Here is a 16,510-nt window from a genome sequence, read left to right on the forward strand (position 1 = left end):
TATATGAAAATCAGCGTAAAAAAATCTAAATTACCTCAAACGGGATATGTTGGGCATCTTCAATTTAGGTAAGGCTGCTATATAAATACTTTCTATTTAAGAACTTCCAAAAATTTCGCAGGACCTTCCGTCTCAGATCTATAAGATCCAATCAATGCTTGCTTAGCAGGCAATCTTATCATTCGACAAAAGTATTTTCCGTTTGAAGACTGCTCTTGTGGAAGAAGTTAAAACCAAGTTCAACTCGTTCCATCTTGTCTTTTTTCTTTCTCTAAAATTTTAGATAATAGGGGAAGGGTGCCTAAAACCAGGAGAACCTCCAAGGTTCCATACAAGATCCCTGTAAATTCCAAGCCCAAGGTTTTGTCGTAAAGATAACTAAAAAATTCCTGAGAGGAGATTGAAACTAAAGGTCCCAAAAGAAATCCCAAAGATCCAATACCTGTAAATACAGTCATAACCACTGCATTAAAACCTCCGGGTGCAAGCGAAGAAGCGAGTCTCATTGCAGGGACATACATGATCCCAGCGCCTATTCCACACGCAATCATAGACAAATATAGTCCGGAAGAAGTGTTTAAAAAACCAGTGCTTGCCTGTGCCACCCCGTAAATGAAGGAACCGATCCAAACTAAAGAGATAGAATTCCATTTTCTGGAAAGAAGTGCGGAAGGTAGAGATAACACGCTCATGAGTAGGAACATGACCCCGAAAAGTCCACCTACTTGTCCCGGAGAAAATCCAAGATCTTCTCTCAAATGTAAATTTAAGGAACTTAGAAAATAACCTACAGTAAATCGATCCACAAAGTGAAAAGCGATGGGCACGAGTAACAAAGGAGAAAGTGATAGAGCAGTTTTAGTTTTTTGCCAACCTTCCCATTCTATTTTTTTGAGATTACCTTCTTTCAGAAAGAAAAAAGATAAAATTCCCAAAGCCAAAAGAATGAATCCTCCTACAAAAAAAGGAAAGAGTGGATTTTTGTTTCCTAAAAAGCCGAGAGATTGGCCTACACCTCCTCCTAATGTGAGAAGAGTTCCGCCTAATCCGAACAAAATTCCTTTATTATAAAAACTAGATGTTTGGTCTTTCTCCTTATCCGAAATACAAGTGAGAAGCAGGCCGATCACAAAAATATGCGCTCCTCCTTCTAAAAACCGAATCAAGAAAAGAAAAAAAATATTCGGTATAAATGGAAGTGCAACTAGTAAGAATGCATCTATAATAGCAAAGATCCCGATCAGTTTTTTTCTGGTCCCTAATTTATCGGAAATCCAACCGGCAATCGGAGAAAATAAAAAAGAGCCGAGCATAGCCGAACTTTGGAACCAAGCGACTCCATATCCGGTGCCTCCCAATCTATCTTTAACGATTTCTTTATATACCGGTACAATCATAGTAACCGGAAGCATAGCTAAAAAGATGAAGGATAATATGATCCAGGGAAAAGAATCCACCCCAAAGGAGGAGGAGGATTCTTTTTGGGTAGATACTTCTAACAAAAATTAGTGCCTCGCGGGACTTGCCAGAACTTCATCGAACTTGGCTTTACCTATAGAGGAGACCAACGTTTCTTCCAACTCATCGAAAATTTTTCCGTTCAATTTGAATACTTCGTTTGCCTCTTTTACGATTTTTTCTTTTTCGGAATCGGAGAGAGAAAGGGAATCCAACGTGTTTCTGTATTTATCTTTAAAATCTTTCGGACTGGAAATTTCAGGGAATTTATAAAAGTCCAGGCCTAATGTTCCTTCTATCCCCAAAGCTTTAGCGGCTACTCTTTTCAGGATCTGACCGCCGGAAAGATCTCCCAAATAACGAACATAACTGTGGGCTACCAATAATTCAGGGAAAGTATTTGCAATTTCTCTAATATGTTTTACGTAAGCTTCTGTTGCGGGGGTAATATTCGGAGAATGTCCTGGTTGGAAAAAATGTGCCAGGTCTTTTTCGATCATCCCTTTTCTGTATAATTCAGGGAATCTGATCTTTCCTACGACTGGATGGTCTTTCTTATTTTCCAACTCTTCTTCCATTGCTCCATATACGAAATAAAAAGATTCCAAATGTTTGGCGTAACTTTTGGGTTCCAATACTCCTTTCATAAAGCAGCGAATGAATGCGTTGTTTTCCGCGATGGTATGAGATTCGGAGGTTCCGTCTCTTAATAATTGGGCAAGGCTCATGGGGGTTCTCCTGACAATACTGTGACAAATCTGTGATTCTAGGGCTGAGAGTCAATCTCAAAAATATAATTTTGGAAAAGATTGGCAATCTTGAAATTTGGGGATTTTTGTAGTATCTTCGACAAAAGGGGAGAAGGCGGAGAATTATCTGGTTCGAATGCCTGGGACTAGTCTTCCATATCCCAGAAAAAGTCCTTATTTGTAAGTTCAGAATCTTCTGTTTTTTGAAAGGAGTTCCTACCATCCGGCTCGGAAGAGATCGGAAGATCCGAGCCAAGCCTTTCCAAATCCTGGGTTTCTCTTTCCCAATATTCTTCCGTCCCGAAGTGAGGAAACGCATTCGGGAATGAAGGATCTTCCCAACGTTTAGCGATCCATGCAGAATAATGAATATAGCGCAAGCCCCGCAATGGTTCTACCAAATCGAACCAAGAATTGCGAAATTCACGGAACTCTCTATAACCTTCTAAAAAAATCTCTCTTTCATACTCCGACGCAGAATCGCCAAAGGGGAGAAGCATCCAAAAATCTTGGACTGCAGGTCCGGTCACAAAATCATCAAAGTCTATAAAACAAAGTCCGTCTGCTGTTTGTATTAAATTTCCTTTATGGCAATCTCCATGGATCCGATGGAATGGCATATCTTTGGATGCTTCGGAGAATGAGTTAAAAATTCTGGTTGCCGCTTCTTCGTATCTTTTCCAAAGATGAGTGGGTAGGAACTCCTTCTCTTTCAAAAATCGCAAAGGGTCCTCTCCGAAATTTTTCAGATTGTATTGTATCCTATGTTTTGCTGGTTTAGAGGCCCCTATATTGTGGATCCTGGCGAGTAGTCTTCCTGTTTGGACTAAATTGTTTTTGTCTAATTCTTCTACTAATCTTCCTTTTTGAAGAGGCCAGATCGTATAATAAATTCCTTTTGTTTCTCTGACAGTGATTCCGTTTTCCAAAGCTAAAGGAGCAACAACCGGGATCTCTCCTTCTTCTAACTCTTTAAGAAAAGAATGTTCTTCTAATATTTGATCGAGAGTCCAGCGTCCTGGGCGGTAGAATTTTACTACGAGTCTTCCACCTTCTTCTAAGCCAACATCATAGACCCTGTTCTCTAAACTGTTTAATGCAAGACAATGTCCTGAAACTGAGAATCCTGCGTCTTCTACGGCTGATAGGACCGAATCTATATCGAGTCTGTTATAGAATTCTTTACCTGGAATTTCCATGATTGCTAATCTCCCGCGAGGAGCTTTCTTCTCAAGCCGGTAAATTCTTTTAGGATTGCTCCTAAGAATAATTCCCTTTTGCGGGCCTCGTCCAGTTTATCTTTATGGCGAAGAATATACACTTCCGTTTTTCGGATCAAATATCTTAGATCTTCCCATTTGCCGAGTGTATCTCGAAAGAGAGAAAGTAGATCTGCATAAGCTTCTTCTTTTTTTTCCGATTTAGAAAATTCGTCTTTGATCTTATCTATTGTTTCTAAGAGTTCTTTTTTGAAATCTGCTGGAGATCCTACCAGGGTCTCTTGGATCAATTCAGGTTTCCAGGCTGGGAATTCTTTCCAGAAGTATTGGTGGCTCTGGAATTCGTTTAGGATCTGAGTGGCTTCTTCCGGTCCTATGTTTCGGGCATTTTCTATTTTTGCACCTTGTGTGTTTACATTATATACAGGAAAGTCCAAGGATTTGGAAGATTCTTCAAACCAATGTCTGTATAAGTCTAATACATAATCGGTTAATACTTCTCCGCCTGTGATAGATGGAACATATCTTGTGTCCCTTTTTCGGACTACAGCTTCATTAATTTTTTCTAAACTTGTTTTTCTGGTAAGTAGTGTAAGCCATTTTTCATTATGGTGTGTTCCGGTAGAATGGATCTCTCTTCCTGAATAGGCAAGGTCTTGGCCTACTAAAAAGCAAGGTTTGCACCCTAGGCTTCTGAGTAGGTCGAACGCCGTTGTAGCAACACTTCCCCCGGATTGAACGTCTCCGATCGGGCCGAGCAATGATTCTGCACTGGAACTTCCTGCAGTTGCTTCTCTTTTTAATTCTCCTGAGGCATCAACCAGATACTTTGCCGTGATACTATGGACCACTGACTTAAATTTCAAATTTCTTAATATAGGAGGAGAACTGACCAGGTCTGCGAATAATGGTATTTCGGAAGTATCTTCTCCTAAAAAATGGAATACTGAATGTGTTTGTGCATCTAACGTCATTACTCCATCAGGTATGATCTCGTATTTGAGTAAGACTTTAAGGGAAGTATCGCATGACATTACAAAAACCTTGTCTCTGATACTTTTGATCCATTCGCATTGTCTACGCAGATTTGGCCCCGCGGATACAAGCAAGGAAGGTGTTCCGTTAAATTTTTCCTTTAAGGATTCTATTTTGGTCCGAGGACTTGGAGGTGATAAAAAATTTGCAGTGTTTACAAGTGAGTTTCTCACCCAAATTCTTTCGAATTCGAATTTGGTAAGTAGATCGCTCATTTTAGAGGATAAAATTTTCCGAAGTCTTATATCGGTCTCTGCATAAAACATCTCTTCTAAGGAGACACTTGCCGCGTTCCTTAGTATTCTGATGCCGGAAACTCTTTCTACAGGAAGCGACTCCAAATAATTCCAGAGAAGAGAAAGTGAATTTTCCCCTAAGAATAAATGTCTTCCTGGGATTTCCATCACAGGTTCCAACCATTCTTCCCAAAGTGGAAAAAGTAGATCTTTGTCCTTGTCTATAAGGATTAAAATTTGCCCAGGTTCTAATTTGGATTCTACTTCCCGGATCAAATGTGGATTTCCGAGACCTAAAACTGCTACGAGATCCGTGGATTGTATGGATACCGAATCTAATTGTCGTTTTGCTTGGGTAAAAGGAGAAACCGAACTTGCTAATGCTCTTCCTTTTTTGGAGAGAAAGAACTCATTTTGGTTTTTAGCCGCTTCCAGTCGGAACTCCAACATTTCGGTTGGAGGATTTTGGAAATACAGGCTGAGATAGGGTTTTTTCCCGAATATTTCTCTTGTCTTTTCCGGGAGATCGTGCGACATAATACTCCTAAGCATTCCAGAGTCCGCCCGATTCTGGTCACTTGCAATCAATTTCCCAAAGAAACACAAAAATACATATGTATCTCAAAAGCCTGAATATTGTTGGATTCAAGACCTTTGCGGACGAGACAGAAGTTCTTCTCGATCCGGGATTTACCGCAGTTGTAGGACCTAACGGTTCCGGAAAATCGAATATAGTCGACGCTTTAAAATGGGTCTTCGGCGAAAAATCAGCCAAGGGTCTTCGCGGTGATAAGATGGATGATGTCATCTTCCACGGTTCTGAAGCTCGTAAGCCTGCTGGTTTCGCGGAAGTCAGCGTAGTTTTCGATAATTCTTCCAAACTGATCAAGATGGATTATCCAACCATCAAATTGACCCGTAGATTATATGCGGATGGAAATAACGAATATCTAATAAACGATTCTCGTGTACAACGTAAAGAGATCGAAAAGATCTTACTCGATACCGGTATCGGAAAATCAAGTTACTCTATCATGGAACAGGGAAAGGTAGATCGTATCCTTCACTCTAAACCGGAAGAGAGAAGGCTGATCTTCGAAGAGGCCGCAGGTATTTCCAGATTCAAGATGGAAAGACAAGAAGCACTCAAAAAACTTTCCGACACAAACCAGAACCTTCTTCGTATCCAAGATATCATGAACACCATGAAGAAGGAAATGGAAGTTAAGGAAAAACAGGCGGAGAAGGCGGAAGAATATTTTAAACTCAAACAAGAGTTGGATGAGACTGATAAGATCATCCGATATATCAAATTCTCCACTTTGACTAAGAAACATGAAACTTCTGAAAATGAATTAAAAGAAATCAAAGAAAAGAATCAGGTACTACTTGAAAGAATCTCGGCAGAGACCGGAAGGATCGAAGAGTTAGATCATCAAAAATCCGATTTGGAAAAAAAGGTCGCAGAGATTGACAAAAAACTTTTGGACCATCTCACCCAGACCCAAATCCAGAAAGACAAGGTAGAAAGTAATAAAGGTATCATCCTAGATTATTCTGATCGTATTTCCGATATTAGAGAATCCTTAACTAAGGAAGAATCCGCTCAAAGCCTTCTACAGATCGATAGGGAAAAGTTAGAAAAAGAAGCGATCGATCTGGATGGAGAAAGTAAATCTCTGGAACTCGGAATTGAAGATCTTCGTAAAAATAAGACAGAGATCGAAGCCAAGATAGAAGCGGAGAATACTTCCATCCAAGAGAAGGAAGCAAAGATCCAATCCAATGACAAACGACATGTGGAACTCAGAGAAAGACTAAAAGAAGTCATCTTCGATCTGATCTCTCAATTAGAGTCCCGCAAAAAAGAAGCTCAATCTACCGAAGCCGAAAGAAACCGTCTGAAGGAACTCTTACTCGGAGAAGCGGATAGGATCCTTTCTGTAGAAACAGAACTCAAAATCGCCTTGGATTCTTATCACGGAGAAGAAACCAAAGATAAGATCTCTTACTTGGCCGGGAAACTCGAGACTGAAAAGTTCAGATCTCAACTGGGAGAATATTTTTCCTTAGAAGATAGCATCCGTAGTTTATTATTCGATAGAGATGGATTTTTATCCCAAAAAGAAGGTTTAGACCAAGAGATTGAAGATCTGATCTTGGAGAATGAAAATCTAACCCGTTCTATCAAAGAATCCGGATTGGCTATCGAATCTTTGAGAGAAGAAGCGGAGAATATTCGTGAGAAGATCGTTTATTTAGAAAAACGTATCTTAGAATTAAATTCCGAGAAGAACGCTAAATTAGAATCTGCAAAATCACTTTCCGTACGGATAGAAGAGACCCAAAAAAGGATCTTGGCTGCTCAAGAATCCATCAAAACTTTAGGTGCCAAAAAAACTGAATTCGAAAAAGAAGTGATCGAACTGGAACAACAGATCGAGAACAGATATAACGAATTTTTGGAAATGAGCCGCGCACTTGATTCCGAAAAAGAAGCTCTTCGAAATATTGTAAAAGAGATCCAAGGTCTTAAAAACGAGATCCAGAAAAACCAAGAAGATTATAAGAACTTATTCCCAATCTTAACCGAAAAGGAAAAGGCAGTTTCTGTTTATAAGGTCCAACTGGAATCTTTCTCGGAAGAATTGTACAATGATTATTCTATCTCCGAGCAGGAACTTGCGGACGAATTCAAGGATAGGAAACCTGAAAAAGGGGAGAGTGAGACAAAACTCAAACGTTTGAAATCTGATATCCAGATGTTAGGTTCCATCAATCCTCTCTCGATCGAAGAATACAGAAACGTTAAAGAGATCTACGAACATCATCGCACTCAAAAAGAAGATATCGAAAGATCGAAAAACGATATCACTGAGATCCTGAAAAATATCAACGAAGAGTCTGAAAAACTTTTCAGAGAAACATTCGAAAGGATCCGAGAAAATTTCCAGGAGACATTCTCCACTTTGTTCAATGGGGGAAAAGCGATACTCGAACTGGTGGATGGAGAAGACAGCTTAAACGCCGGTATCGAAATTATGGCAGAACCTCCCGGTAAACATGTCCAAAACTTGAGACTACTGTCCGGTGGCGAAAAGTCCTTAACCGCAATCGCGCTACTATTCGCGATCTATATGGTAAAACCTTCTCCATTCTGTTTCTTGGATGAGATAGATGCCGCACTTGACGAAGCGAATAAACTTCGTTTCTGTCAGATCTTAGATAAGTTCAAGGACAAGTCCCAGTTTGTAGTGATCACTCACGCCCAGTCTACGATACACAGGGCAAATTCCATTTTCGGAGTCACAAACGAAGAACCTGGAATTTCCAAAATTATTAGTCTGAGACTGGATGAAGCCAGAGATTTTGCTGGAAGAGCGATCGAAGCAGTATAATCTGGAATTGTGACAGAATCAGACGATCTAATCATCGCAGGCAGAAGGTTCAAATCCAGGCTGTTTTTGGGTACTGGCAAGTTCTCTTCCGGTGCCGCTTTGGGGCAGGCGATCCATTCTTCCGAAACGGAAGTAGTGACTGTGGCTCTACGCAGAGTGGATCTGAATTCTGGGGAAGACGATATTCTTACCAGGATAGACAGGGAAAGAATATTGCTTTTGCCTAATACAAGTGGCGCAAGAGACGCAGAAGAAGCAATCCGCCTTGCGAGACTTTCCAGAGAACTAGGCGGAGGTGATTGGGTAAAATTAGAGGTAACTCCTGATCCGGTTTACCTTCTTCCTGACCCGATCGAAACTTTGAAGGCAGCAGAGATCCTCGTAAAAGAAGGATTTCATGTACTTCCTTATATAAACGCAGACCCTATTCTTTGTAAACATTTAGAAGAAGTCGGCTGTGCTACTGTGATGCCTTTAGGTTCTCCGATCGGGACTAACCAAGGGATCCGTACCTTGGCAAATTTAGAAATTATCATAGAACAATCCAATATTCCGGTTGTCGTGGATGCAGGGCTCGGGCTTCCTTCTCATGCTGCGCAAGCGATGGAATTAGGAGCCGATGCAGTTCTTGTAAATACTGCGATTGCGATCGCAAAAGATCCTGCAAAAACCGCATATGCATTCAAGCTCGCGACAGAAGCAGGAAGGATTTCCAGATTGTATTCTAATTCTGGAACTTCCACATCAAAAAAAGCATCCGCTTCCAGTCCTCTCACAGGATTTTTAGAAGAAGAATCTAGAAATGTACACGGAGTTATTTGATAAAATCTCTTTCTCAGAAGCGAAGGACAGAGTATTATCTAAATCTAAATTAGATATAGAATCTGCTCTTCATACTTCGCATTCCGGAAAAGCGGTAAATTTCGAGGAGTACCTCTCTTTATTACATCCTTCTGCTGATACTTATTTAGAAGAAATGGCAGAATATTCTTTGGGTTGGACCAAAAAAAGATTCGGCAATACGATTTCTCTTTATATGCCGATGTATCTTTCGAACGAATGCAGATCTTCCTGCGTTTATTGTGGATTCAGTTTCGAAAATAAGATTCCAAGAAAAACATTAAATAGGTCTGAGATCCAAGCAGAGTCGGAAGTCCTACATTCGAAAGGGATCAGACATGTTCTCATTCTAACAGGCGAAGATTATTCTATCACAAATTTAGAATATTTGAGATCCGCAGTCCGTATCTTAAAATCCTATTTCGATTCTATCTCCATAGAAATTTATCCAATGGATAAAGAAAAATACGAAGTATTGATCGAAGAAGGAGTAGAAGGTCTGGTAGTTTACCAAGAAACCTATGATCCGGAAACATATTCCAAGTATCATCTACGCGGGATGAAAAAGAATATGAGATACAGACTAGATGCTCCTGATAGAGGGGGACTGGCCGGTTTCAGACGTATCGGAGTAGGTGCACTTCTTGGACTTTCCGATCCGTATGGAGAAATGTTCCGATTAGGAGAACATGCGCATTATCTTTCTAAAAAATATTGGAGAACTACGGTCCAAATCTCTCTTCCTCGCATGAGACCGGCAGAAGGTGAGTTCGATAAGGCCATCTATGTTTCTGACAGAGAGTATGTTCGATTCTTATTTGCGCTTCGTCTTTTTCTAACGGATAGCGGACTTGTGCAATCCACAAGAGAATCTACACAGATGAGAAATCATCTGGCTGGAATGCCGATTACTCATATGTCTGTGGAATCCAGGACAGATCCCGGAGGATATTCGGGTGGAGAAGAATTAAAACAATTCGAGATAGAAGATACTAGAAAGATCGAAGAATTTACGGAGATGTTAAAGAAGAAGGGACTGGATCCAGTCTTTAAGGATTTCGACCGGGCATTTTTTCAGGTGCCCGATCGAATGAGTTAAAATTACTTTTTACCTTTATAACTGTCCATCAAGCAGCTATTAAAAGCTGTACATTGACCTGAATGAGTCTCATAACAAGAAGTAACTGCTGCGTAATTTTTACGGCAGGTATTTAAACAACCGGCTCCCACTTTTTGTTTTTCTGCAGCACTAAGCTTTTTTTGACCTTCTACACAAGTTGTGTAAAAATCACAGATCTGATTGCATGCTTGGCTTTGAGCGGAAACGGAGGAGAATCCGGCGAAAACCGTGGCGAGCAAGATTAGGGTTGCGAGGATTGTTTTTTTCATGGGTGTGTTTTCTCCAAAGGACCTAGCGACGCAGGGATTCGAACCCCGGACCTGCGGATTATGATTCCGTTGCTCTAACCAGCTGAGCTACGTCGCCGTTATTCCTAGGAAATACCTTAAAAGGTATTTACCGGTCATTTTTTTTGAAATACCGGCCTTGTCAAAGATTTCTCTCCGGGTGATTCGAAACCTTTCCTAGAATAAACTGGGCCTATATTCTTTAATCTGACCTATGCCCGATTAGAATGTTCCAGCTTTCGGGCGTTTTTCCGTTCCCTTTTTGTTCCGGATTTGGTAAATTTTTTCTTTCTAAGAGAAGATTTTCTAGACGATACTGTAATGTTTTTCCTAAATTTTCCCACTCTGTTTTTAATTCTTCCGGAAAGGAAAATTTAGAATGAGATTCTACTTGAGAGAGAAGGTCTGGGATCAATTTTTCTTCTATCTCCTTCTTCCTGAGTTGGAAATGCAGAGATAAGTCCTTCTGAGAATTTTGGTATTCTTCTTCTAATCTTTTAAGAAGGAATCTATCCGTTCTATCCGAATATTTATCCAATAAATGGATGACCTTTTCTTCAAAGATCGCGTCCATTCCGGCGTCCGTTTTAGGATGAAATTCCTTTTCAGTCCATTCTTCCAATTTGTCGATCGCGTCTTTGAGCACCGGTCTTTCTTCTATCCATCTAGAAACTAATTCATCGTAGGCTTCTGCAAGAACGCATGAAAGGATCAGAAGTTGTAGTCCGAATGAAAAATAGATCTTAGGTTTGAATACGGATCCATTTTCAGATCCACTTTTTCCTAAAGCGGATAAAAGGGAGAAGTATTTGGAATCTGCTCTCTTGTATAAAAACTTTTGGATTGCAGCTTCTAAATCGGAAGAAGATCCAAAGACTAATTCGTATTCGTCTATCTCTCTGATATCCGTCAAAGATCCTACAAAAAACGCCTTAGCTAAGGAGAAGGAAGAAGAATATCTTTTTCCATTTTCCTTTCTTCCCCATAATTTTCTTTCCAGTAGAAGAGAATTTGAATGTTTCTCTTCTTCTTTCCAAATGATCTCAGGAATAGAACGGATCTTTGTCTCGAAAATTTTGCTAAGTTGTTCTTCGGATCTTTCCATTTTTCCTAAAACACGAATATATGAATCAGTTAAGCTATTTCCTTCAGAGGTCCAGAAGCAAAGTTTATTCCCGAATAATACAGGTGGGATTGCATAGGAGAAGGTCACTGAATCCGGAATGTCCATTTGTGTGCGGACAGGATAAGAGGGAAGGGAGGAGAGAACCTCGGAAGAAGGGACCCATTCTTCCAACGGAACTAGAAAGTATTCTTCCGCTCCATTCTCCTTTGCCCATGCCAATACGGATTGAAAATATTCCTTGGAGTTTGGAATTTCTGATTGGGCATCTCTTCCGTCTGAAAAAGAAAGCTCTGATGGACTAGGCCATTTGGCAAGGGTCTGCATGGTTTCTCCCATGATTATATTTTGAGCGTAGTGTACCAAACTAGCGCATGGCAAATGACAGATAGATCCAAAACCTTGGGGTTTAAAATTCTATCGAATCCATTCAATCGGAGTTTTTTACTGATTGCCTCAGGTTCAAGGATTTTTAGCCTGAGCATGGACTGCTTTTCTAGGGGCTCCTTCTTTTTTTATAGGGAGGGACGATACTTGCAAGATGGGTATTAGGATTTGGCACATCTCTTGCATAAACATAAGCAGGACACGCTTTTCGCGTGCGAATTAGAGACCCCTAGTACAAACATATAGGAGATAAGTATCAATGGCGAAAAATGCCGCAGAAGTGATCGCTTTCGCGAAAGCGAACAAGGTTCTTTTCTATGATTTCCGTTTTACGGATATTAAAGGAGCTTGGCACCACGTTTCTTACCACGTAGATTCCGTAGACGAAACTACTCTTAAAGGACTTCCTTTCGACGGTTCTTCCATCCCTGCTTGGCAGCCGATCCATAAATCGGACATGCAGTTGATCCCTGACCCGACTTCCATCTTTTTGGATCCGTTCACTGCAGATCCTACTCTTGTAGTATTCTGCGATGTTTGGGACATCTATAAAAACCAAGCTTACGAAAAATGCCCTCGTTCCATCGCTAAAAATGCGGTGAAATACCTGAAAGATACCGGGATCGGCGATACCGTATATTTTGGACCAGAAAATGAATTCTTCCTTTTCGATGGTTTGAAAGTAAGAGACGCGATCAATATCCAATATTATGAGTTAGAATCTTCCGAAGGTATTTGGAACTCTCACACTGATATGCCAGGTTCCATCAACACCGGACACCGTCCAGGAACCAAAGGTGGTTACTTCCCAGTAGCTCCTGTGGATTCACAAGTGGATCTTCGTGCAGATATCGTTAAAACCCTTCACAAGATCGGAATGGAAACTTTCGTGGTTCACCACGAGGTTGCTCAGGCTCAAGGAGAGATCGGAGTTAAATTCGGAACTCTTATTGAAGCAGCAGATAACGTTCAAAAACTGAAATATGTTGTTAAGAACGTTGCTCATAAATGGGGAAAAACTGCAACCTTTATGCCTAAACCTCTTTACGGAGACAACGGTAACGGTATGCACTGCCACCAATCCATTTGGAAAGACGGCAAAAACTTATTTGCTGGAAACGGATACCAAGGTTTAAGCGAGCTTGCTCTTAACTATACCGGTGGTGTATTGAAGCACGGAAAAACTGTAGCTGCTTTCACTAACGCTTCCACTAACTCTTATAAAAGACTTCTTCCAGGATTCGAAGCTCCTGCGATCTTAGCTTACTCTGCTCAGAACCGTTCCGCTTGCGCGAGAATTCCGTTCGTTAGCGGTGAAAAAGCTAAACGTGTTGAGTTCCGCTTCCCAGATTCTTCTGCGAACCCTTATCTTGCATTTGCAGCGTTGCTTATGGCAGGACTTGACGGGATCCAAAACAAAATCGATCCGGGACCTCCTCGGGAAGAAGACTTGTTCGAACTTTCTCTAGATGAGATCCGTGAGAAGGGAATCCAACAAATGCCTCACACTCTTAGAGAAGCAGTTGAGCATATGTTGGCTGGTAAAGAAATTTTCAAAAAAGGAAATGTATTTACTGAAGACTTCATCCAAACCTACAAAGCATACAAATTTGAAACCGAAATTTGGCCTTGGGAAGGACGTCCTCACCCATTCGAGTTCCTTACTACTTATTCTTGCTAATCGTAAGATTGCAGTATGGATTAAAAAACCCCGAGATTTTCTCGGGGTTTTTTTATGGGATCTGATCTAGATTCGGCTTATCCGCCTCAGGGTATTTAGCCAGATATGCGCCAACGGTTTCTCTCTTTTTAGTTAGCCTTTCTCTATGGTCCGAAATGATCTGCCCGAAGTCCAGCTTACCTGTGATAATCTCGTATCTTTCCGTTTCTATAGTGCCTAGATCCAGATCGTAATCTATCTCAGAAGCCTGATCGGCGTATTTTCTGGAGGCTTCCCAATAAGGAATAGCTTCCTTGTAGAATGAATCAGCTACTTCGAAGGATTGCTTTAGCTCGTGAGCAAAATCTAAATTATAAAAATATAAATGCCTTTTATCGAATTGAGAAGCGATCCTCATATAGGATCTCATGATCTGCAGATTCATATGCATGAAGATCAGAAGTCTGTATTTATGATATTCTTCTTCGTTCGTTACCCTGCAGAGCGCGTTTCTAGGATGTCTGAATCTTTTTTGTAAGCCTGCTTTTAGGAAGAATATATTCCTTCTGAGTTCATTCTCTTTGTAATGAAGTTTGAGCCCATACATCTCATAATAGTCTTCTAAAAACTTCGGCTCCCATTTATGGAGTTTATAAGGTACCCAGTCGGAGAACTTGGTATATACACCATTCTTCTCATATTCGTAATTATAATCCAAGTCCGGCTCTGTGCTGATAGAGACTGGGATTGGATTCAATTTTTGTAATGTAGGAGAAAATAGTAGAAAGACTAGGATACTCGCTCTGGCTATGCATTTTGTCTTTCTAAGCATTCTATTTTAATCATCGGCCTTTCCGCGCAATCCTGGATGGAAAAGAAGCTTAGCATATTCTACTTTAGCAGAGATAATGACGATTTGTCAGGCTTATCGGGTAATTTAAGGTTCAAAAAAGCGACTGAAGGTCGAAAAATCTAAGAAAATATCAAATAAATTGTTTACAAAATCTGCTAAACTCTGATTTATATCCGCTATATTGGATTTTAATCCAAAATAAGGGACTCCCTATTATGTTAAAAAATACAATTATGAGCCGACCGAGTCGGAACAAAAAATATTCACTCTTACCAGTCCGACTCTTTTTGTTTTTCGGATTTTTTGGAATGGGGACTCTTTGGGCCCAAGGCGTAGAGCCTCCTAAGCAAGAAACAGTGACTCAGGCAGAAACAACTCCAGCTAAGCCTCCGGCTTCCGAGGAGAAAACTGTTACTCCTTCTGCCCAAACTCCTGCAGCCACTGCTACTACTAATGCGGAAGTTAAGGAAAAAGATAAGGCTCCTGCGGTTCCTTATAAAAGTCCTTGGAAAGCTAAGTTAGATGGGGAATTGCTCGGAACTTTGTTATTAACTCCGGAACACCAAGATACGGTTAGAAAAAGTCCCAATCTTTGGATCACTGATAACCTTCGTTTCGGTTTGCAGATCCGTCCTAGATTCGAAAATTTTAATAATCAAGATTTCGATAAATCTACGAGCGATTCTAAAAACTACGTTACGCAAAATAGCCAATTCTGGACTCTTTTGGATATCAACGAATCCTTCGCCGTAAAATTGACCATCCAAGACACTCGTCTGTACGGGCAGTATAAAGATCCAAGTGGAACAGGATATGGGCCTACTTCTTTTACGAATTCTATCGGGACTGCGTATGCGCCCGGAAGCACGATCCCGGTAAAAAATAATACGGATATCCGAGAAGCTTATGTGATCTGGAAGGATTTTCTTCCTTATACAAAAATGTATTTAGGCCGTCAGACTTTCTCTTACGGAGATTCCAGGATCATTGGTGCTCGTAATGATAGCCAGATCGGTAACTCTTTTGACGGAATTAGAGTAGCGTTCGATACTAAAACCTGGTCCACTCATGCCGGTTATACTGTTCTCGCAGAAGAAAGTAATGGTCCGAACGGATTTGTAACTGCAAACAACCAGAAAGTCGGTGGAGCAAAAGCTCTTAACGATACATACCTGGCTTTCTTATACAATACTTGGAAACCTTCGGAAGAGTTAGTAGTAGATCTTTACGAGATCGGTGTTATCAAAAAGTATAATACTACTACGGCAACGGGCGCTCTTGTGGATCCGAACGAAAGAACGAACGGCAGAGATAATCTATTCACCACAGGTATTCGTTTGAGCAACAGGACTGCCTCGGGAAGAAGTCTTCCCGCAGGAAAATCTTGGGACTGGGGATTAGAATACGCAGCCCAAACAGGAAGTACTGGCCAAACAATAGATGCCTCTTGGGATACTTTGAATACTCAAATCGGATCCGGAACAAACAAACATGCTGCTTACAAGGAAACTGTCCAGCATGACGCTTCCTTCTTTCTGGCTCAAACAGGTTATACATATAAAGGTTTCCGTGTGGGAGCTCAATTCGCGAGAGCTTCCGGTGACCCGAACAGAGCTGACGGAAAATCTGCAACCTGGGATCCTTTATTTGCTACAAGATCCGGTGGATTCCCTTATTTCGATTCAGGGAATGGTATCGCAAACGCTGCCTTCTGGGCGAACGTAAGAACTTCTTCTATTCATATCCAATACTATGATGATACTTGGGGAAGATTCATTTTCGCTGTTTACGATATTCGCAAGGATAAAGTCCAAGATGCTTGGTATGACGGTAACAGAAACGCAGTTACTGGAAATACTGGATTCGACGCTAATGGAGATTTTCTCGCGAACAAGACTGTTACAGGAAGCACCGAAAACTATGCCAACAATCCTTTCCTGAAAAATTGGCAACCTGGACACAGACTTTTATTAGAATATGATCTGATATATATCAAGAAGATTAACGATTACTTCTCGATCTGGGCGGGAGCTACCGTTCTTTATGCGGGAGACGCGATCAAAAACCAAAAACAATTCAATATCGATAGAAATAGTACCTATTTCTCACTCACACTTCAGTTCGCCATCTAAAGTGTAAAAGCT

Annotated in this window: 12 protein-coding genes and 1 tRNA gene; 5 read left to right on the forward strand and 8 right to left on the reverse strand. The window is 40.8% G+C overall.

The genetic code is table 11. From position 1 onward, the window contains the following. Window positions 1–239 precede the first annotated feature (239 nt). From CH352_RS10105 to CH352_RS10120, 4 genes are all read right to left on the reverse strand, one after another. Entirely contained in the window at window positions 240–1,502 is a 1,263-nt protein-coding gene (locus tag CH352_RS10105) for an MFS transporter (protein WP_100707008.1), read from the reverse strand. 3 nt (window positions 1,503–1,505) lie between these two features. After that, window positions 1,506–2,186 carry a biliverdin-producing heme oxygenase gene (locus CH352_RS10110; RefSeq protein WP_100707009.1) on the reverse strand — a complete coding sequence of 227 codons (681 nt, stop codon included), beginning with the start codon at window positions 2,184–2,186 and terminating at the stop codon, window positions 1,506–1,508. Between the two features lie 167 nt (window positions 2,187–2,353). Beyond that, the gene (locus CH352_RS10115) at window positions 2,354–3,406 is read right to left on the reverse strand and encodes a serine/threonine protein kinase (protein ID WP_100707010.1); all 1,053 of its coding nucleotides are present in this window, start codon (window positions 3,404–3,406) and stop codon (window positions 2,354–2,356) included. Between the two features lie 5 nt (window positions 3,407–3,411). Continuing rightward, the gene (locus CH352_RS10120; protein ID WP_100707011.1) at window positions 3,412–5,235 is read right to left on the reverse strand and encodes a motility associated factor glycosyltransferase family protein; all 1,824 of its coding nucleotides are present in this window, start codon (window positions 5,233–5,235) and stop codon (window positions 3,412–3,414) included. Between the two features lie 77 nt (window positions 5,236–5,312). Here CH352_RS10120 and CH352_RS10125 point away from each other — a divergent pair, with 77 nt between their 5' ends. From CH352_RS10125 to thiH, 3 genes are read left to right on the forward strand one after another with little or no spacing between them, the layout of a single operon-like run. Next, complete coding sequence (locus CH352_RS10125) at window positions 5,313–8,096, forward strand: chromosome segregation SMC family protein (protein ID WP_100707012.1); 2,784 nt, start codon at window positions 5,313–5,315, stop codon at window positions 8,094–8,096. A 9-nt stretch (window positions 8,097–8,105) separates the two neighbouring features. Further along, entirely contained in the window at window positions 8,106–8,918 is an 813-nt protein-coding gene (locus CH352_RS10130; RefSeq protein WP_100707013.1) for a thiazole synthase, read from the forward strand. Further along, a complete protein-coding gene (gene thiH / locus CH352_RS10135) occupies window positions 8,899–10,035 on the forward strand; it encodes a 2-iminoacetate synthase ThiH (protein ID WP_100707014.1) in 1,137 nt (378 codons plus the stop codon). Before CH352_RS10130 ends, thiH begins: the two co-directional genes overlap by 20 nt. 2 nt (window positions 10,036–10,037) lie before the next feature. Here thiH and CH352_RS10140 read toward each other — a convergent pair whose 3' ends face one another. From CH352_RS10140 to CH352_RS10150, 3 genes are all read right to left on the reverse strand, one after another. Then, window positions 10,038–10,325, reverse strand: coding sequence for a Cys-rich protein (locus CH352_RS10140; RefSeq protein WP_100707015.1), 288 nt, complete (start codon window positions 10,323–10,325; stop codon window positions 10,038–10,040). A gap of 23 nt (window positions 10,326–10,348) precedes the next feature. Next, a tRNA-Met gene (locus tag CH352_RS10145) sits at window positions 10,349–10,422 on the reverse strand. Between the two features lie 123 nt (window positions 10,423–10,545). Beyond that, the gene (locus CH352_RS10150; protein WP_100707016.1) at window positions 10,546–11,793 is read right to left on the reverse strand and encodes a hypothetical protein; all 1,248 of its coding nucleotides are present in this window, start codon (window positions 11,791–11,793) and stop codon (window positions 10,546–10,548) included. Between the two features lie 319 nt (window positions 11,794–12,112). Between CH352_RS10150 and glnA the strand changes: the two genes are divergently transcribed. Further along, complete coding sequence (gene glnA, locus CH352_RS10155; RefSeq protein ID WP_100707017.1) at window positions 12,113–13,534, forward strand: type I glutamate--ammonia ligase; 1,422 nt, start codon at window positions 12,113–12,115, stop codon at window positions 13,532–13,534. A 52-nt stretch (window positions 13,535–13,586) separates the two neighbouring features. Here glnA and CH352_RS10160 read toward each other — a convergent pair whose 3' ends face one another. Then, the gene (locus tag CH352_RS10160) at window positions 13,587–14,345 is read right to left on the reverse strand and encodes a hypothetical protein (RefSeq protein ID WP_100707018.1); all 759 of its coding nucleotides are present in this window, start codon (window positions 14,343–14,345) and stop codon (window positions 13,587–13,589) included. 236 nt (window positions 14,346–14,581) lie between these two features. On the opposite strand from CH352_RS10160, the gene CH352_RS10165 reads away from it, so the two are divergent. Further along, window positions 14,582–16,498 (forward strand): alginate export family protein, encoded by a 1,917-nt coding sequence (locus CH352_RS10165; protein ID WP_100707019.1) that lies wholly within the window; start codon window positions 14,582–14,584, stop codon window positions 16,496–16,498. Window positions 16,499–16,510 lie beyond the last annotated feature (12 nt).

Origin of the sequence: Leptospira hartskeerlii (assembly GCF_002811475.1) — a bacterium.
GTDB classification, from domain to species: Bacteria; Spirochaetota; Leptospiria; order Leptospirales; family Leptospiraceae; genus Leptospira_B; species Leptospira_B hartskeerlii.